This window comes from Rubricoccus marinus, from assembly GCF_002257665.1.
GTDB classification, from domain to species: domain Bacteria; phylum Bacteroidota; class Rhodothermia; order Rhodothermales; family Rubricoccaceae; genus Rubricoccus; species Rubricoccus marinus.
Genome location: NZ_MQWB01000001.1, coordinates 676,947 through 695,163, shown reverse-complemented (window position 1 = coordinate 695,163; position 18,217 = coordinate 676,947). Strand labels below are relative to the sequence as shown.

The 18,217-nt window shown below is 67.7% G+C and carries 18 protein-coding genes; 9 read left to right on the top strand and 9 right to left on the bottom strand.

From position 1 onward, the window contains the following. Positions 1-74: 74 nt before the first annotated feature. From BSZ36_RS02725 to BSZ36_RS02710, 4 genes are all read right to left on the bottom strand, one after another. The gene (locus tag BSZ36_RS02725) at positions 75-1,370 is read right to left on the bottom strand and encodes a type IV pilus twitching motility protein PilT (RefSeq protein ID WP_094545762.1); all 1,296 of its coding nucleotides are present in this window, start codon (positions 1,368-1,370) and stop codon (positions 75-77) included. A gap of 404 nt (positions 1,371-1,774) precedes the next feature. Next, complete coding sequence (locus BSZ36_RS02720; RefSeq protein ID WP_094545761.1) at positions 1,775-3,427, bottom strand: hypothetical protein; 1,653 nt, start codon at positions 3,425-3,427, stop codon at positions 1,775-1,777. 95 nt (positions 3,428-3,522) lie between these two features. Next, positions 3,523-4,254, bottom strand: coding sequence for a hypothetical protein (locus BSZ36_RS02715; RefSeq protein WP_094545759.1), 732 nt, complete (start codon positions 4,252-4,254; stop codon positions 3,523-3,525). A gap of 41 nt (positions 4,255-4,295) precedes the next feature. Beyond that, a complete protein-coding gene (locus BSZ36_RS02710) occupies positions 4,296-4,937 on the bottom strand; it encodes a hypothetical protein (RefSeq protein ID WP_094545757.1) in 642 nt (213 codons plus the stop codon). A gap of 438 nt (positions 4,938-5,375) precedes the next feature. Here BSZ36_RS02710 and BSZ36_RS02705 point away from each other — a divergent pair, with 438 nt between their 5' ends. The 5 genes from BSZ36_RS02705 to BSZ36_RS02685 all read left to right on the top strand — a co-directional run bounded on the left by BSZ36_RS02705 (position 5,376) and on the right by BSZ36_RS02685 (position 10,456). Next, positions 5,376-7,832, top strand: a complete 2,457-nt coding sequence (locus BSZ36_RS02705) for an ATP-binding protein (RefSeq protein ID WP_218827535.1) — start codon at positions 5,376-5,378, stop codon at positions 7,830-7,832. 86 nt (positions 7,833-7,918) lie between these two features. Further along, complete coding sequence (locus BSZ36_RS02700; protein WP_094545753.1) at positions 7,919-9,073, top strand: prephenate dehydrogenase; 1,155 nt, start codon at positions 7,919-7,921, stop codon at positions 9,071-9,073. A 102-nt stretch (positions 9,074-9,175) separates the two neighbouring features. After that, positions 9,176-9,514 (top strand): hypothetical protein, encoded by a 339-nt coding sequence (locus BSZ36_RS02695; RefSeq protein ID WP_094545751.1) that lies wholly within the window; start codon positions 9,176-9,178, stop codon positions 9,512-9,514. Next, positions 9,511-10,038, top strand: a complete 528-nt coding sequence (locus BSZ36_RS02690; RefSeq protein WP_094545749.1) for a GNAT family N-acetyltransferase — start codon at positions 9,511-9,513, stop codon at positions 10,036-10,038. Before BSZ36_RS02695 ends, BSZ36_RS02690 begins: the two co-directional genes overlap by 4 nt. Before the next feature lie 70 nt (positions 10,039-10,108). Then, on the top strand, positions 10,109-10,456 hold the full coding sequence (locus tag BSZ36_RS02685) for a phage holin family protein (RefSeq protein ID WP_094545747.1): 348 nt from the start codon (positions 10,109-10,111) through the stop codon (positions 10,454-10,456). Positions 10,457-10,485: 29 nt separating this feature from the next. On the opposite strand, the gene BSZ36_RS02680 is transcribed toward BSZ36_RS02685, so the two are convergent. From BSZ36_RS02680 to BSZ36_RS02665, 4 genes are all read right to left on the bottom strand, one after another. Continuing rightward, on the bottom strand, positions 10,486-10,977 hold the full coding sequence (locus BSZ36_RS02680) for a YdeI/OmpD-associated family protein (RefSeq protein WP_094545744.1): 492 nt from the start codon (positions 10,975-10,977) through the stop codon (positions 10,486-10,488). Positions 10,978-11,031: 54 nt separating this feature from the next. Next, positions 11,032-11,937, bottom strand: a complete 906-nt coding sequence (locus BSZ36_RS02675) for a metallophosphoesterase (protein WP_094545742.1) — start codon at positions 11,935-11,937, stop codon at positions 11,032-11,034. 69 nt (positions 11,938-12,006) lie between these two features. After that, positions 12,007-12,327: a PRC-barrel domain-containing protein gene (locus BSZ36_RS02670; protein ID WP_094545740.1), complete on the bottom strand. Its 321-nt coding sequence runs from the start codon at positions 12,325-12,327 to the stop codon at positions 12,007-12,009. An 84-nt stretch (positions 12,328-12,411) separates the two neighbouring features. Beyond that, the gene (locus tag BSZ36_RS02665) at positions 12,412-12,999 is read right to left on the bottom strand and encodes a hypothetical protein (RefSeq protein ID WP_094545738.1); all 588 of its coding nucleotides are present in this window, start codon (positions 12,997-12,999) and stop codon (positions 12,412-12,414) included. Between the two features lie 330 nt (positions 13,000-13,329). On the opposite strand from BSZ36_RS02665, the gene BSZ36_RS02660 reads away from it, so the two are divergent. Beyond that, on the top strand, positions 13,330-15,255 hold the full coding sequence (locus BSZ36_RS02660) for an ATP-binding protein (protein ID WP_094545736.1): 1,926 nt from the start codon (positions 13,330-13,332) through the stop codon (positions 15,253-15,255). Between the two features lies 1 nt (position 15,256). On the opposite strand, the gene BSZ36_RS02655 is transcribed toward BSZ36_RS02660, so the two are convergent. Further along, positions 15,257-15,466 (bottom strand): type II toxin-antitoxin system Phd/YefM family antitoxin, encoded by a 210-nt coding sequence (locus BSZ36_RS02655; RefSeq protein ID WP_094545734.1) that lies wholly within the window; start codon positions 15,464-15,466, stop codon positions 15,257-15,259. Between the two features lie 123 nt (positions 15,467-15,589). On the opposite strand from BSZ36_RS02655, the gene BSZ36_RS02650 reads away from it, so the two are divergent. The 3 genes from BSZ36_RS02650 to BSZ36_RS02640 all read left to right on the top strand — a co-directional run bounded on the left by BSZ36_RS02650 (position 15,590) and on the right by BSZ36_RS02640 (position 18,153). Beyond that, positions 15,590-15,901, top strand: coding sequence for a EutN/CcmL family microcompartment protein (locus BSZ36_RS02650; RefSeq protein ID WP_094545732.1), 312 nt, complete (start codon positions 15,590-15,592; stop codon positions 15,899-15,901). Positions 15,902-16,045: 144 nt separating this feature from the next. Then, positions 16,046-17,482 (top strand): dihydrolipoyl dehydrogenase, encoded by a 1,437-nt coding sequence (gene lpdA / locus BSZ36_RS02645; protein ID WP_094545730.1) that lies wholly within the window; start codon positions 16,046-16,048, stop codon positions 17,480-17,482. A gap of 167 nt (positions 17,483-17,649) precedes the next feature. Continuing rightward, a complete protein-coding gene (locus BSZ36_RS02640) occupies positions 17,650-18,153 on the top strand; it encodes a pyridoxamine 5'-phosphate oxidase family protein (protein ID WP_094545728.1) in 504 nt (167 codons plus the stop codon). Positions 18,154-18,217 lie beyond the last annotated feature (64 nt).

Sequence of the window (18,217 nt, the reverse complement as noted above, 5' to 3'; positions counted from 1 at the left end):
GGGCGTTCAGCCCCGGTCGGATCGGGCAGCGGAGGGTTGCCTCTGGCGCCAGAGGCGCAGAGTCAGAGGGTGGCTCAGCCGCCGCGGACGAGCTGCTGGAAGCGGCGCTTGTTGTTCGAGTACTGGAGCCCGGTGTCGGGCGTGATCTTGCGCTCCCGGACGAGGCGGAAGAGGTCCTGCTCCAGGGTGATCATCCCCTGCTTGGTCCCCTCCCACATCATCTGGTAGATCTCGTTGGTGTTGCCGTTCTGGATGGCGGCCTTGACCGACGCGGTCACCCAGAGCACCTCTTTTGTGAGCACGCGGCCGCCACCGATCTTCGGGGGCAGCTTTTGCGAGACGACGCAGCGGAGCACGTCGCCGAGGCGGATGCGGACGCGCTCCTGCTCGGCCTGCGGGTACTCCGCGACCATGCGGTCCAGGCTTTCGACCGCGCTCGCGGTGTGGAGCGTGGAGAAGACTTTGTGACCCGTATCGGAGGCCTCAATCGCGGAGTCGATCGTCTCCGGGTCCCGCATCTCGCCGATCATGATGATGTCCGGGTCCTGCCGGAGCGCCTGCGAGACGCCCATCTTGAACGAGGGGCAGTCCGGCCCCACCTCGCGGTGGCGGATAATGCAGCGGTCCGGCGCGTGGACGTATTCGATCGGCTTGGCCACGATGACGATGTGCCCGTCGAAGTCGTGGTTGTTCGCGTCGATGATGGCGTCCAGCGTGGTGCTTTTGCCCGAGCCGGTCACGCCGGTGATAAGCGTCAGCCCGTCGCGGACGTGCTGGAACATCAGGCCGCGCTCCACGAGCGGGTGGAAGCCGAGCCCTTTGAGCGGGCGCACGTCCTCCGCGATCGCGCGGAGGCAGAGCCCGATGTGCTGGTTGTCGTAGTAGCAGGTCGCGCGGAAACGGCGGCGCGTGCCGTCCGGCATATCCAGCTGGTACGAGAAGTCCGCCGACTGCACCTTAAACAGGTCCTCCTGCTGCCGCTTGGAGAGCAGGTTCAGGACCAGAATGTCGACCTCGTCGTGCGAGCGGATACCCAGCTCGAAGTGAGGCGTCTTCTCGCCATCGCAGCGGTACCACACGCGGCCGACGCAGGCCGGGCCACCGGTGTCCATGTCGCTGGCGCCCATCTCGTGCATCCGCTCCACGTACTGGTCCATGAAGTCCCGCATCTGCTCGCGGTGCTCCACAGAGAGCCGGTCGATCTGCTCGACGAAGTAGCGGAGCCGGTCTTCGCCGATAAACAGACGCGGCGCTCCCTTGGAGATCTCGCGGATGTAGGACGGGATCCGGAAAAAGCCTTCCGCGTCGCGCTCCATCGGCTCCGGCGCCCGTTGCGGGGCGGGCGTGGCCACTGGCGCCGCGGGCGTCATCCATGCCGGGGCGCTGGTACCGCCAAGGGCGCCAGAAAGGGGAGCAAACGTCGGGGTTGCGGACACTGGAACGGAGGAAGGTGGGAAGCGGGCTTCCAAGGACTGCGCCAAGGCACCACTCTGGTGCGCGAGGCGGTCCGCGGTATCGTCCGGTCCGTTTTGCGGGCATGCGGGCGCGCCGCTGGCGCTACGATTGGTAACGCACGGTTCCCATATGCCCCCTCATTCAAGCCGCCGCCAGAGGCCGCCTCCTCGCATTAAAGCCTCTGGCGCGGCGCGTTTACGCACCGCCACGCCAGCAGAAACCGCCCCTTCGCCAGAGGCCTCTGGCGGGAGGCCAGAAACCACAGCGCCCCCTCCCGAACCGTTCCGGGAGGGGGCGCCAGAGGCCTGGGCCTCAGGGCTCAGCCGTTGCCGCAGACGAGGACGTCATCGTGGCGGGGCTTGTGGCCGTTGCGCCAGCCGTTCCGGCTGATGCAGAGCAGTTGCTCGTTGGCGGGGTTGCCCGGCGGGCGGTGAAGGATGCCCACCTTGCCCTGCTGGAGCTTTTTGCTGCTGCACGGGCAGTCGTAGACGTCGTCTTCCTCTTCCTCGACTTCGTCCGGGCATGTGCCCCGCGTATCGCCGTGGTTGAGGTGAGACTGAACCTGAGACTCCACGACCGTCCGTTGCTGGCCATCGTGGCACAGGAGCACTTCCTCTTCGATCGGGCAGACCCCTTGCGTATCGCCGTGCTGGAGGTGCCCGGAGAGCGCCGAGGCGAGGACCGTCATCTCGCTTCCGTAGTGGCAGACTTCGTACTCGCGCTCCGGGCACGCGCCTTCGGTTGCCCCAGCGTTGAGGTAGGACTGGAGCACGCTGGCCCCAACCATCCGCTGCTCGCCGCCATCACAGATCTGGATCTGCGGCTCTGGAGGCATGCCGTCCGGGTTCGTGATGCCGCAGTCGCTCCGCTCCTCGTACATCGCGTACCAGAGCGAATCCCGAGCGGCCTGCGAGCGCAGGGCAGAGATGCCCAACTCGATCACCTGATCGGAGTAGTCGGGGCGGTTGCCGTAGTCCCGCAGAGCGCGGTATCCCATGCTGTTGCGGTCCGGCCAGCCCTTGCCGTCGTATCCCAGGCGCTTGAGGGCCTGAAGGCTACGCTGCGGATCGGACGAGTTGGGGCGGTCCCAATCGCTCCGCTCCAGATCCTCCCAGCCGATCCGCCACCTCTGGCGATCACGCGGGTTCTGCTCCACCATGCCCCAGATTCCCTCTTCCATCTTGGTGATGTCGCGGGCCGGGATGTCCAAAGCGTAGTGGAGGTGATCGTAGCGCTTGTTCCGCCCGACATCACTCGGGTTGAACTTGTCGTTGAGCACGTACGACAGAGCCTGACACGTCGAGGCCGACGTCGAGAACTTGCCAGAGCAGTTCGTGTCCACCCCGATAAAGAAGTTGAGCTGCGTGCCAGCCTGCACGTAGATCGAGACCGGGGGGCGCACGCCGTCGCGGTTGTGGCCTGCGGCGAAGATCATCCGGGTGCCGACAAACTCGTCGCCTCGGTACTCGTCCATATAGATGGCGGAGCAGTACCCGGCCTGAGATTCCAGGAAGCTCGTGTCCAGCACGCCGTCCTCACGGACCTCCAGGACTCGGATCTGGAACGTGTCCCACATGGTGTAGCTCTCCCCTGTGTAGCGCTTCTCCCCTTTCGAGTCCGTCTCCCACACGCCTCCGTAGTACCCCGTCGAGGTCACCTTCAGGGTATGTCCCGTAAGGGTCTCCGCTCGAACGGCGAACATGCCGCCTCTGGCGGTACCGTTATAGAGGCCGTCGGCCTTCTCATCGGCCATGTCCACTGCGTTGGCCCCTGCGTCTAGCGAGTTCGGGTACTCCCGCGCGATGCCCATCGCCACGTTAAAGGCCGAACGAGAGATCTCGCGCGCGAGGACCTCTTCTTCGTACTCCACCTGGTCCTTGCGGGACTCTCGCTCGGTGACTTGATTGTTGAAGCCCGCGCGCGCCAGGAGGAACCCTGCGCCGAGGACAATGATGAGAAGTGCCTTTCCCATGGGTGGGGGGGTCTGTAGTAATCGAGGAGCAGGTGTCTGGAGCGGTCACCTTGCGAATGCGTGCGTGTGCAACCACACGCCAGGGGAACTGAGGATCAGGTCGAGACTTTGGGCGGCTCCCAGTAGGGGCGCACCTTGAGCGTAGTGGACCAGTAGATCTCGCGGATGTAGTTCTCCGGGTCTAGAATCCACTCCGGCACGACAGAGAACTTGACGAAGATGTAGTCCCCGCTCTCGACGTTGACCGTCCCATCGCTGTGCCGAGCAGGCCGCCCGTCGCGCTCCAGCATCTCGATGTTGAAGCTGGACAGCGTGCCAATCGTCCACCGGTCTGCGCGCCACTTGGTCTCTATCGGGTCCGGTGCGACGCCATTGTTTACGTAGGTCTCTGACACGTCCCGCTCCAGCTTCATCAGCTGCCGGCTCACGCGCTGGCCGCTGGCGTCGCGCAGGTTTGCGCGCTCTGTGGGCACGAGCCGGTATCGCGTGTGCAATCGGGCCGTATCCCCCACGGCGACGTTGACGCCGCTTGGGAAGGAGCAGCCGGATACGCAGGTGGAATCGCTGTAGAAGTGGAACGTGCTGGTGTTGCCCAGCGAATCTGTCGTCGGCGGCTTAAAGCGGAAGCGGTTGCGCCCGAGGTTCTTGCCCAGGTCCAAGATGTCCCGCTCAATCCAGTGCCCGAAAACGAGCGTTTTGGCCTTCACGCTGTGCGTGGCCACCTGCTCCACGCTCGCGTGGGAGGACCGGTGCTGCGCCACCATCAGGATGAGGATGACCGCGCTGCCGATGATGATCGAGCTGAGGTGGTCGAAGATGGAGATCATAGGGGTCGGCGCCAGAGGCGCTCAGATGGTTCGCGCCCGGTTCAGTCCTCGATGGTGCCAGAGCCCGTCGAACACGGGCTTCCTTCCAAACCAATGGCGCCGCACTCGGCCTCCATGTTGGCGTCCGCGCGGACGGGGTCATAAGAGACCACGCGGTGCAGCGTGAGCATGTCGCTGGACGCCCGAGCTGAGTGCGGGCTTCGGACCGTGAGTTCGACGCGCTTGTGGAGCGTAGGGGCATCGGAGGGCGTCTCCGTTCCCGGGTCGGTGACGTACTCCACGTTGACGTCCGCCGTAAACGTCAGCCGGCGACCGTCGGACAGCCGGGCGTAGATCGGGGCGTCTCGGATCCCGTCCAGGTCGTCTACGTCGTCGCACTTCGGCGTTTTGTACGGCTCCATCAGGTCGCACTCCCCTTCGTCCGAGTAGCGCCCAAACTCGTCGGACTCACCACCGGTGAACGTCGAGGACCCCTGCGGGATCACACCCGCCTGGAACACCTTCACAGGTGTGGAGGACTCGTCGAATGAGCGCCCGGAGATCATCTCCATCACGTGCTGCGCCGTGCCGGCCGCCGCGAGTTCGACCTCGTCGTGGATCGTGGCCTTGTAGGACTGCTGGCGAAGCCGCTGCTGGTTGAACGAGATCAACGTCGCGAGCGTCAGCGCAAGGAGGCCGAGCATGGATTGGGGCATAACCGAGTGGGGAAGGCGGTGCGTGAGCTTACCCGGCTATCGGCACGGCCTCCCCCCTAACCCGAATGGTCGGCGGGTTTTGCAACCCTACCGTGCCCACCAGACGGACCTGCAGCCCCCTCGGCTTAAGCGGGCGCCCGCGGCGGTCCTACGCGGCGGCTCCCGAACTGGCATGCCGAAAATGGGTCCATTCCTGTGCCTCTGGCGTGCCGCCATCTTTAGACGCCGATCCCGTCGCCACAGCGCGACGCGACGCCCGACAGGTCTCATCCTGGTTCTCCTGCAGACGGGGGCCTTCCAGAGCCTAAGCGTGTGTGTCTCCAAAGCCTCTGGCGCCAGAGGCTCCCGGACCTCCTCCCACGCGGAGACGCGCCCGCCACGGCTGGCCCGTGGTAGACTCCCAGCGGACTCACCCACCACATGGTTATGCCCGACGCACCCGCCCCGTTTGAAGGTCTCGGCGTCTTCTACCTCGGCAAAGAAGTCGTCCCCGCCTCTGGCGCCCCCGAACCCAGCCCCGGGAAGTCCCTGGGCGCCCCCGTCCTCTACGACTCCACCGACCTGACGACGCACGCCTTTATCGTGGGGATGACGGGCAGCGGCAAGACCGGACTGGGCGTTGGGCTGATCGAGGAGGCCGCGCTGGACGGCATCCCAGTGATCGCCATCGACCCGAAGGGAGACCTGGGCAACCTCACGCTGACGTTCCCGGACCTCTCGCCGGAGTCGTTCCGGCCGTGGATCGATGAGGGCGAGGCCACGCGCGAGGGCGTCACGCCAGAGGCTCTCGCGGAGCAGAAAGCAGGCCTCTGGCGCAGCGGACTGGAAGCGTGGGGGCAGAACGCCGGCCGCGTCGCGCGGCTCCAAGACGCCGCCGACGTGACGATCTACACGCCGGGCTCGGACGCGGGCGTGCAGGTGAGCGTGCTCGGCTCGTTGGACCCGCCTCCGCCAGAGGCCCGAAGCGGCGAGGCCTCGGTGGAGCGCGTGGATGCGACCGTCGGGGGGCTCCTCACTCTCCTGGGCGTGGAGGCGGACGCGATGAGCAGCCCCGAGCACGTCTTCCTCGCGAAAGTGATTGGTGACGCATGGGCAGCGGGTACGGCGCTCACGCTTGCCGACCTGATCGGCGCGCTCCAGAGCCCCCCCTTCGAGGCCATCGGCGTGATGGCGGTGGACGACTTCTTCCCCGCCCGCTCCAGAACCGCGCTCGCGATGAAGCTCAACGGGCTCCTGGCGTCGCCGGGTTTTGCGGCGTGGGCGCAGGGCGAGCCGCTGGATGCTGACCGGCTGTTCTACGGCGCCAGCGGCAAGCCGCAGGTGTCGGTCATGAGCATCGCGCACCTGGGCGACGAGGAGCGGATGTTCTTCGTGACGCGGTTGCTGGGCGAGGTCCTCGCGTGGATGCGCCGCCAGCCGGGGACGGGCTCGCTGCGGGCCATCCTCTACATGGACGAGATCTTCGGCTACCTCCCCCCCACTGCCAACCCCGCCAGCAAGCAACTCTTGCTCACGCTGCTCAAGCAGGCCCGCGCTTTCGGCCTCGGGATCGTCCTCGCGACGCAGAACCCGGTGGACATGGACTACAAGGCGCTCTCCAACTGCGGGACGTGGTTCGTGGGGCGCCTCCAGACCGAGCGCGACAAGGACCGCCTCCTGGACGGCCTGGAAGGCGCCGCCTCTGGCGGGTTCAACCGCGCCGAAGTCGACGCGCTGCTTTCGGGCATCGGCAAGCGCCGGTTTCTCCTCCACAACGTGCACGAGTCCGCACCGGTCGTGATGGAGACGCGGTGGGTGCTCAACTACCTCGCGGGTCCCCTCACGCGGACGCAGATCGGCACACTCATGGCGGAGCAAAAGGAAGGAAGGAAAGAGGAAGGGGCCTCTGGCGGGATGGCGGCAGCGGCACCAGAGGCGGCGCCGGTCGCGTCTCCCCACCCCCAGGCCCCCTCCGCGCCAGAGGCCTCTGGCGCCAGCGGTCCGCCCTCCGTCGACGTGCCGCAGGTCTACCTCGCGGGCTCCGCGCCGGATGAGTACGTGCCCATGCTCCTCGCGCGCGCCGAGATCCCCTTTGAGCGCAAGAGCCTCGACATCGAGCACACCGAGCGCGTCACGCTGCTGACGGAGATTGCCGGCGGCGAGCCGCAGTGGAACGCCGCCGAGATGCTGACGGAGCGGCCCGCCACACAGTCCGCGCCAGAGGCGGGGGCGGCCTTCGCCGCGCTGCCCGAGGGCGTGGACGCGAGTGGCTTCGCGCGGTGGGAGAAAAGCCTGAAGAAGTGGCTCCAGCAGGAGCGCCCGCTGACGGTATACACGAGCAAAAGCTTAAAGGCGTCCTCCCGCCCAGGCGAGGATGAGCGTGCCTTCCGCATCCGGCTTCAGACGATCGCGCACGAAGCTCGCGACGAGCAAAAGGCCGCGCTGCGTAAGAAGTACCAGTCCAAGCTCGACGCGCTGGAGAAGCGGATGCGTTCCGCGCAAGACGCGATCGACCGGGAGCAGTCGCAGGCGTCGCAGCGCAAGACGGACACGTTCGTCCGCATCGGCACCACCCTGCTGGGCGCCTTTCTCGGCAACCGCTCCGCACGCTCCACGATGAGCGCGGTCGGCGTCACGGCGCGCTCCGCCGGGCGGATGTCGAAGGAGAAGGCCGACGTGGCCCGCGCCGAGCAAAAGCACGCCGACCTCCAGAACGACTACGCGGAGTTGGAGACGCAGCTCCAGCGCGAGATGGACGGCATCGACCTCTCGCTCGATCCCACGACGGAAGCGCTGGACACGACCGAGGTCACGGCCACACAAACCTCCATGCACGTCGCCGAGATGGCGCTCGCGTGGGCCCCCTACCGCCGCGACGCCGACGGCCGCCGCGTCCGCGCCTAGCCTCTGGCGCCACCACTGCTCTCCCCTCTGGATTCCCGCGTTCGCGGCAATAACGGACTGAAACGGGCGACGCTCGCGCCTCAGCTATGAACCGAATCGCCCTTATCGGCACTGGCCTGATCGGCGGCTCTCTTGGGCTCGCCATCCGCGCGCGCCATCCCGAGACCGAGGTCGCCTGCTTTGACGCCTCTGGCGACGAGGCCGCGCTCGCCCTCGCCAGAGGCGCCGCGACCCATATCGCGCCGAGCGCGCGAGAGGCCGCCTCTGGCGCTGAGCTGGTGGTCCTCGCCGTCCCGACGGGCGCCGTGGCAGAGGTGCTGCGAGAGATCGCGCCCGTGCTCGCACCGGGCACCGTCGTGACCGATGTCGCCTCGGTCAAGGGACCAGTCGTGCGCGCCGCGCGCGAGGTCTTGCCGCCCCAGGTCACGTTTGTCGGCGGGCACCCGATGGCGGGCGCGGAAAAGGGCGGCATGGCGCACGCCGACGCGCTGCTGTTCGAGAACGCCGTGTACGTTCTCACGCCAGAGGCCCCTGGCGAGGCGGAGGGCGCTGCACAAACGCAGGGCGTCGGGTACACGCTCCCAATCCCACCCTCGCCGTTTGACCGTTGCCCCATTCCGCCAGAGGCTCTGTGGCTCGTGGAGGCCGCCGGCGCTCGCGCGGTGCGGATGGACGCCGACCGGCACGACGCGGTCGTCGCGTCCGTCAGCCACCTGCCGCAGCTCTTGGCGGTCGCGCTCGTGCAGCACGCGGCGCAGACCGGCGACGACGCGCTCGCCCTGGCGGCGGGCGGCTTCCGCGACATGACGCGCATCGCGTCCTCCCCCTTCGGGATGTGGGGCGACATCCTCGGCGCCAACCGCGACGCCGTGCTGGGCGCGCTCGACGCCTTCGCCAGAGGCCTTGGCGACCTGCGCGCGGCGGTCAGTGCGGGCGCGACACCAGACCTGCGCGAGGCGTTCGGGCAGGCCGCTGGCGTGCGCGATGCCATCCCGAGCCACTCCAAGGGTTTTCTCGCGCCTCTGGCGGAGGTGACGCTGTGGGCCGAGGACCGCGTCGGCTTCCTCGCGGGCGTGACGGGCGCGCTCTCCGACGCCGGGCTCAACATCAAGGACATGGAGCTGCTGCGCGTGCGCGAGGGCGCGGGCGGCGCCTTCCGCCTCGCCTTTGCCGACGGCGCGACGGCGGACGCGGCTATCGGCGTGCTCCGCGCCAGAGGCCTGCGCGCCGAGCGGAGGTAACGGACAGCCGGACGGCAGAGCGACACGGCTGGGCCGAGGGACTCGTGCGGCCGCCTCGCGGTAGAATTGCCTCACGCCCCTCCGCCTCTGGCGCCCGATCCGATGCGTTACCTCCTGTTGATCCTCCTCCTCACCACAGGCTGCAGCACGCTCCGCTCCGGCCTGGAGATCGAGCCCGGAGCGACGTTCGTCCTCGGCGGCGAGCAGCGCGGCGCGTTCACCGTCGAGATCCTGAACACCGGCGAGGCCGCCGTCTCGGTCTCCGAGGTCCGCGCCTCTGGCGACACGCTGCGCGTCGCGAGCGTCGCCCCGGGCGAAAGCGCGAGCGCCCGCTTCGCCAGAGGCTCGGCGGCGCTGCTCGCCAACGCGGGCCCGCGTCCGGCCTCGCTGGACGTGACCGTGACGGGCGACACCAACCTCGGGATGCGCTACACAGAATGACGATCCGCCACGCCCGCCCCTCGGACCTCCCCGCGCTTGTCGAGATCCTCAACGCGGCCATCGCGCAACGGCAGAACGCGCTCCTGGCGCCGGTCTCCGCCGGCGACCGCGCGGGGTGGCTGGACGCGCACCCGCCAGAGGCCTACCCGCTTTGGGTCGCCTCTGGCGCGATGCCCTCTGGCGAGCTGGCCGAGGGCGAGACGCGCGAGGTCGCGGGCTGGTGCTCGCTCTCGCCGTGGCGCTCGGGCCGGGGCGCGCTCGCGGCGACAGCCGAGATCAGCGTGTACATCGCGCCGGGGCGCCAGAGGCAGGGCGTCGGGACCGCCCTCCTGCGCCACGCGATTCGGCACGCGCCAGAGGTCGGGATCCGCACGCTGCTCGCCATCGGGCTGGAGACGAACGCGGCCAGCCTCGCGCTTTTCACCTGCGAAGGCTTCGCGCGCTGGGGCGCGCTGCCGGACGTGGCGCAGTTCGGGAGCGAGCGGGTCGGGCAGTGGATCCTCGGCCGGAGTGTGGCGCCGTGAGGCCTCTGGCGCGAGAGGCTGAACCCCGCGCCCCGTTGGTCCGTAGGGCGGCGGTCCTCCCCCTCCCGGCATGAAGCTTCTCCTCCGCTGGCTCGCCAGCGCCCTCGCGCTCCTCCTCGTCGCCTACCTGCTGCCCGGCATCACGGTCGCCAGTTGGGGCGCCGCGTTTGTCGGCGCGCTCGTGATCGGCCTGGTCAACGCCATCATCGGCCCGATCGTCAAGCTGCTCACCACGCCGATCCGCTGGCTCACGCTGGGCCTGTTCACGCTCGTCATCAACGCCGTGCTGTTCTGGCTCGCCGCCGAATTCGTGCCCGGCTTCGACGCCTCTGGCGCGGTCGACGTGTTCCTCGGCGCGCTGCTCTACGGCATCGCGGCAAGTGTTCTCCAGAGCCTCTTCGGCGCGAAGAAGAAGTAGCCTCTGGCGCCAGAGGCCCGGCGTACCCGCTACCAGCGGCGCTTTAGGCGCTCGTGCGTGCCCTCGCGCAGGCGGCGGACCGTGTCGGCCGCGCGAGAGGCCCGCGTCTCAGCGCGCTTGGCGCTGGTGACGGTGTAAGCGATGCCGCGCTGGAGGCCCGGCGTGAGGCCGTCCCAGACGGCTCTGGCCTCCGCGTCCGTGGCGAGCGCCGCTTCCAGTTCGTCCCCGAGGTCAATCCGGTCGGGCTCGGGATCGGCGCTGAGCTCGACCTCGACAAGGGCGCCCTGCTCCAAGTCCAGCGCCTTCATGCGTGCCTTGCTGAGCGCGAGAAACTGGAAGCCGTCGGTTTTGCTCGTGTGGAGCGCCTGCCGGAACGGCTCGCCGTTGATCGTCCCAATCATGCGCCGCGTCGGCGCGTCGCTCAGCGCCTCGGCCACGCTGTCGGGGAGCGGAAGCTTGTGCGGCGTCATGCCGCCGCGCGTGAGCAACACGGGCGCGAGAAAGGCGTGGTCGAACTCCATGCCCGGACTAACCCCCGCGCCGCGCGCGGTTCCGCCAGAGGCCTCTGGCGCGTCTCAGGCGTCCGGTCCGCGCAAGGGGAGGTCGCCTCTGGCGGCACGGAGCGTGACGAGCGTGAGCTCGGGCCGGCAGTTGATCCGCACCGGCGCGCCCGAGAAGCCGATGCCGCGCGTGACGTAGAGCCGGTTCCCCGCCGCGCCCAGGCTGTCCAGCGCCCAGCCGTCCGCGATGACCTCGCCCTCGCGCACGATGTCCAGCCACGAATCTGACCGCCCCGGGATGAGGCGAATCTGACCTCCGTGGGTGTGCCCCGCGAGCGCCAGCGGCGCCTCGCCCGCGCGCAGCTCGCGGTAGGACTCCGGATTATGCATCAGCACCAGCCGCGCGGCCTCTGGCGGCACGCCCGCCATCGCCGACGCGGGCTCGCTTTTCTCCGCCCACACGGACCCGATGCCCGCCACCCAGAGCGTGTCGCCGCCTCGCGCCAGAGGCACCGCCTCGTTTTCGAGAAGCGTCGCGCCAGCGGCCCGGAGCTCGGCGGTGAGGTAGGACAGCGTGGCTTCGTCCACCTCGCTGCTTTGGTCCATGAGCGAGTAGTCGTGGTTGCCGAGCACGGCGACAAACGGGATGCCTGCCTCCTGGAAGGCCCGCACGATGCCGACGGCGCGGTCCACCTCGGACGAGTCCGGGCTGTACACGAAGTCCCCGGCGAAGAGCGCCGCCGAGACGCCTCTGGCGATGGCGGTCTCCACGGCCTCTTGCGCCATCGCCACGTTGCCGCCCCACATCCCGACCTGGAAGTCCGAGAGCAGCGCCACCGTTTGCCCGTCCCACGACGGCGGGAGAAAGGGGACCTCGGCCTCCACCTCGGCCTCGTCGAGCAGGAACCGCGGCTCGATCACGGTGCCCCAGAGGACGAGCCCCGCCAGCAGGGCGAGAAGGGAGTAGAGTGCGTACTTCATCGCCAGAGGCTACACAAAGACCGGCCGCACCCCGAAGGCTGCGGCCGGAAGATCGAACGCGGAGTGCGATCACGTGGTGCGGCGGCGGACGGTGCCGTAGCCCTCCATCTCGCTGTAGCGCGTAAACGTGGGGCCGTCCTCGTTGACGTGGTAATCGCCGGTGACGTAGATCGCGCCGTCGCCGATGGAGATGTCCGCGGCGGGGTACTGCTTGCCGTCGCTGACTTCGATCATCGTGACGCGCTCAGCGTCGGTGTCGACGATCATGTCGGTAACAGTGGCGCCGGTGTCGGAGCCGTCTTGGTCAAGCACGCGGAAGCCGCGTACGTCTTGAGTGTCTTCGAACTGGAGTTCCCAGTCGGATGTGTTGGAGAGGGCAACGAGTGCCATAGTAGAGGGGGAGGTAAAGTCAGAAGGGAACGCCAGAGGCCAAGCGGAGGCAAGCCTCTGGCGGTAGAGGGGAGCGCGTAAGCGCTATTCGATGGTCGTGTCGTCGACCTCGACCTGGTCCAGTTCGGCGCCGTCGATGTCGAGGGCGGTGGCTCGGACGTAAGGGCTGCCGCCCGTCGCGCCAGAGGAGCCGACGTCCCACGCGGACGCCTCATCGGCGGTCAGCATCTGAACGGTCCCAACGAGTTCGACCATCTGGCCGGGGTTCACGTCATAGCGCCCTTCGACGCCCTGGACGCCCGGCGTCATCTCCTCTTCGAGGTAGACGAGCATGGTCTGATCGCTTCCATCGGGGGAGACGGTGAACGTCTTGTCGCCCGTGACTTCCATCACGCGCAGGCCGGTAAAGGTGACGTTCTCACCGACGTACTGCGAGACGTCGTCCGCAGCGAGAAACATCGCGGCGGTCAGCGGTCCCGTCGCGTCAGGCGCGTCGATGGGCTCGGCCGGCTCCAGGGGAGTCACGGCTTCCACCTCAGCGGTCTCGACGGTGTCCGGATCGTCTATCGCCTGGAAAATGAAGAACGCGACGGCGGCGAGGGCGAGAAGGCCGAGCAACCACGGGAGCCAAGCGGCGCCGGATTCGGTCTTTTCTACTGGAATGTTGGCCATGAGACTAAGAGAGGGTTGTGTGAGAAAGGAGACCGCGAGGTGCGGCCCGGGTCCAGCGCCAGAGGCGCCCGGAAAACGTCCGCGCTCAGTTGCGCGGCAGTGGGTTGAGAAGTGCTGCAGCCACCCTTGCGGTGAATAGATATCAGGGCAAGTTGGGTGGTAGCCGCTCTCTACCAACCGGTCAGTATTGCCTATGGTCCAAGAATTCCAGATTCACACACCGTTAGGGCATCTCTGCCGGCGAAACGTCGTCTACACACGCGCTCCGCCAGAGGCGCCGCTCTGCCTCTTGCGCCCGGTATCTTCCCGCCCGCACCGCACGCCCCCGACATGGCCGACACCCAGACTGCTGATCCTCTTGCGCACTACCCCGAGTGGGCGCGCAACCTCGCCCGCCGGTACTTCACCAAGACGATCAACCAGTTCGTGCTCCACGGCAACGTGCGGGACTTGGTGCGCACGATCGACGAGAAGGACCAGACGGCTTACGTGCCGCTACGGCAGTTCCTCTCCGAAGACCTGTTCGCGGGCCGCGATGTCGTCTTGTTCTACGACCGCTCCCACGGCATCCACTTCGCGGACCCGGCCTCCCGCGCCGACTTCAACCGGGCGCTCAGCGGATACGACACCATCTTCGGCACGGAGTACGCCAAGAAGATGCCCAAGGACCCGGCGCGCGTCTTTGCCCTGCTGGACAACTACATCCGCCTGCGGCTCGCCGACGGCAAGCGCATCGCGGTCGTCGTCGACTACGCCGAAACCATCATCCCGATGACCGAGGCGGCGAGCTACTCCGCCGAGGACCGGACGGCGCTGGTCTACCTCCAGAAGTGGTCCCACGACCCCATCCTGCTGGAAGCCGACTTCTCGCTCGTGCTCATCACGGAGAACCTGACCGACCTCAACCGGCAGTTTATCCAGAGCCCCTACAACGCCGAGTTAGAGATCACTCTGCCCGACGCCGATCAGCGCAGCAGCTTCTTGGACTCGTTCCTCGGCACCGGCGGCCGGCGCCAGAGGTACGAAGCCCTCTCCGACGTGCCCCCCGTGGCGCTCTCGCAGAACACGGCCGGCCTGGGCTACGTGCAGCTCCGCACGATCCTGGCGGACGTGATCGAGAACGAGCGCCGCATGACGTTCGAGGCGCTGAGCGAGAAGAAAAAGGAGCTCATCGAGGCCGAGGCCTATGGCTTGCTGGAGTTCGTGGAAACGGACTACACGCTCAAGATGGTCGCCGGTCACAGCGAGGCCAAGGCGCACCTCCGCGCCGCCGCCGATGCCATCCGCAAGGGCCGCCCCGACGTGATGCCGATGGGCTACCTCGTGAGCGGCCCCGTTGGCACGGGCAAGACGTTCCTGATCACCACCTTCGCGGGCGAGATCGGGATTCCGATGGTCAAGCTCAAGAACTTCCGTTCGCAGTGGCAGGGCGTGACCGAGGGCAACCTGGAGAAGATCCTGACGCTGCTCCGCGCGATGAACCCCGTCGCGGTCATGATCGACGAGGCCGACGCCGCGCTCGGCGACCGCAGCGCCTCTGGCGACAGCGGCGTGTCCAGCCGCGTGTTCGGCCAGATCGCGCAGGCGATGAGCGACACCCGCTTCCGTGGCAAGATCATCTGGTTCCTCGTGACGGCCCGGCCGGACCTCATGCCGGTCGACCTCAAGCGGCAGGGTCGCGCCGAGGAGCACATCGGCCTCTTCTATCCGTCCACGCGCGAGGACCGCGTGGAGCTGCTGGAGGTCATGATGAAGAAAACCGGCGTCAGAGTCGCCCTGTCCGACGTGCCCGACGCCCTGCTCGATGGGGAACGGACCTATTCCGGCGCCGACATGGAGGCGCTTCTCACGCGCGCCAAGTTCAGGGCCACCACGGACCTCGCCGAGTTCCTCGCGGCCGACAACGGCGACGCCGCTGCGGCGACGCCAGCGGCCGAGGCCTCTGGCGCGGAGCCGACCGATAACGCGGCGCCCGGCGGCGACGGGGCAGCGCCAGAGGCGGCGCCCGCCGAGCCGGCCCCGAAAAAACCCTCCCCCGCCGAAGCAGAAGAGGGCACGGTCTCAGGCGAGGTGCTCGCAGCCGTCGTGGAAGACTTCGTGCCTCCCACCTACCCGCTGCAGGTAGAGCTTCAAAACCTCGTGGCAGTCATGGAGTGCACAAGCCGCTCGATGCTGCCGGAGCGTTTCCGCGGGCTGGATCGCGAAGCGACCGTCCGGCGCATCGAAGAACTGAAGCGGCTCATCGGCGAACGATGAGCTACTTCTTCTTGGCCTTGGCGCGAGTCTTCTTCTCCAACTCGTAGAGCTCCATGTACTTCGAGTAGCCGACGAGTACGGCCACCGGCTCGTTGTTTTTCTGGATCATGATGCCAGTTTCAAGGCCGGCAGCCTGATCGATAAGGGCGGACGTTCGTGACCGCAATTCGGTCACGGTGGCGATAGCCTCAATTCCGCGTGTGCTGTACATCTCTGGAGAGTGGTTGTGTGAAAGGCGGGAGGTTGTGTGAAGGCCAAGCGGACAGGAGTGGTGGTTTGTCCGTTGGCACAAGCAAAGGTACACCACTGCGCTAGTTCGTTCTATACTCTCGACATGCGTCTCTGCCGAGTCACCGGATCCGTCGTCGCGTCCCAGAAGAGCGACCAGCTACATGCCCGCAAGCTTCTGCTCGTCGCGCCTCTGGCGGCAGACGGCTCCCTGCTAGACGGCGCGGCAGAGGACGTCGCGCTCGACCCCGGCCTGAGCGCGGGCGTGGGGGACGCCGTCCTCGTGGCCAAAGAGGGCGCCGTCGTGGCGCAGCTCCTCGACGCCGACGCCCCCCCGGAGGCCCTTCCGACGCCCGCGAACGTGGTCATCATCGCGGTCGTGGACGAGTGGGAAGCCGACGGGCAGCTGGCGCGGTAACGCCCTCGAAGCCTCTGGCGCCTGCGCGCGTTCTGCCCGCAGGCCTCTGGCGCCAGAGGCCCGCCGCTTTTCACCGCGCGTCCGGACACCCCACCGCGGCTCCTGAGTATCCTCGCTCAGTTCCACTACCCACCCCCTTCTTCCATGGCGACCTACGACGTCATCGTCATCGGTTCGGGCCCCGGCGGCTACGAGACCGCGATCCGCGCCCACCAACTCGGCCTTTCCGTGGCCATCGTCGAGAAAGACAAGCTCGGCGGCGTGTGCCTCAACGTCGGGTGCATCCCGACCAAAGCCCTCCTCAAGAGCGCCGAGGTGGCGAGCATGATGAGCCACATCGAGGACTACGGGTTCTCGGCCACAGGCCCGACGCCCACGCCCGATTGGGGCGAGGTCGTCAAGCGTTCGCGCGGGGTGGCGAACAAGATGAACGGCGGCGTCGGCTTCCTGATGAAGAAGAACAAGGTCGATGTCCACATGGGCAAGGCGACCCTTCTCGGCGGCGGCAAGGTCAAGGTGGAGCCCTCCACCGACATGGACGGCAAGGAGGTCGGCCAGGCCGAGACCCTTGAGGGCAAGCACATCATCATCGCGACCGGCGCCCGCGCCCGCGAGATCCCGCCGCTGCCGCTCGACGGCAAAAAGGTCATCGCCTACCGCGAGGCCATGATGCAGACCGAGCGCCCGGAGAAGATGGTCATCGTCGGCGCCGGCGCCATCGGCGTCGAGTTCGCGTACGTGTACCACAACATGGGGACCGAGGTCACCATCATCGAGGTGCAGGACCGCCTGGTGCCCGTCGAGGACCGCGACGTGTCCAAAGAGCTCACGCGCGCCTACAAGAAGATGGGCGTCAAGGTGATGACGGATGCCCAGGTCCAGAGCGTCGACACCTCTGGCGACGGCTGCGTGGTCACGGTCAAGACCAAGAAGGGTGAGGAGACGATCGAGTGCGATCAGGTGCTCTCCGCCGTCGGCGTCGTGGGCAACACCGAGGGCTTTGGCCTGGACGACATCGGCGTGAAGCACGAGCGCGGCCAGATCGCGGTCGACGAGTTCTACCGCACCAACGTGCCCAACGTCTACGCCATCGGCGACGTGGTCGGCGGCCCGTGGCTGGCACACGTGGCGAGCCACGAGGGCGTCGTCTGCGTCGAGGCCATCGCGCATGCCGAGGGCAAGCTGGACCACGCTCCGCACGCCATCGACTACAACAACGTCCCCGGCTGCACCTACTGCTTGCCCGAGGTGGCGAGCGTCGGCTACACCGAGGAGGCCGCGAAGGAGGCCGGCTACGACGTGCTCGTCGGCAAATTCCCCTTCGCCGCCAGCGGCAAGGCCGCAGCCATCGGCGACCAGACCGGCTTCGTGAAGGTCATCGTGGACAAGAAGTACGGCGAGGTGCTCGGAGGCCACATCATCGGCCGCAACGCGACCGAGATGATCGCCGAGATCGTGACGGCGCGCGCGCTGGAGACGACGGCGCACGAGGTCGCCGAGGCCATGCACCCGCATCCGACGCTGAGCGAGGCGGTCATGGAGGCCTTCCGCGACGCGCACGGCTGGGCCATCAACGCCTAAACCGACCGGCGCCTCTGGCGCTTGTTGCTCCCGCCAGAGGCCTCTGGCGGCGATCCGCCCCCGAATGCCTCGCGCGTTCGGGGGCGGTCTCGTTTGCCGCTGGCGCCAGCGGCGAACCACGACGCCGGAGGCCGGGTAGAACGGCTCCACTCTCCCCCTCCCCTCCCATGTCCGACATGTCCCGCAGCGAAGCCGTTTCCAAGCTCGCCGACATCATCTCCGACCATCGCTTCGCGATGCTCACCACCATCGACACCGACGGCGCACCGTGGAACCGCCCTATGGGCCTCCAGGACCCCGGCGAGTTCGACGGCACGCTCTACCTCTTCACCGGCAAGGACAGCGAGAAGGTGGCTCACATCGAGCGCAACCCAAAGGTCAGCGTCGCCTTTTCCAAGCCCGATGACCAGGAGTACGTCACCATGACGGGCACGGCCCGCGTCACGCACGACATGGCGAAGATCAAGGAGCACTGGTCGCCCTCGGTCCGCGCGTGGTTTCCAGATGGCCCGGACGACGAGAACCTCCGCCTGATCGAGGTCGACGTGGACCGCGCGGAGTACTGGGACTCCCCCGCCTCCGTCGTCGCGCACGTGTACAGCCTCGCGAAAGCGATGATCACCGGCGAGCCCGCCGACGACGTGGGCGAAAACGAGAAGGTCAGCCTGTAGCCTCTGGCGCCCGGATCTCGCCAGAGGCTCGCCGCGGCCTCTGGCGGAAACGACAACGCCCCGC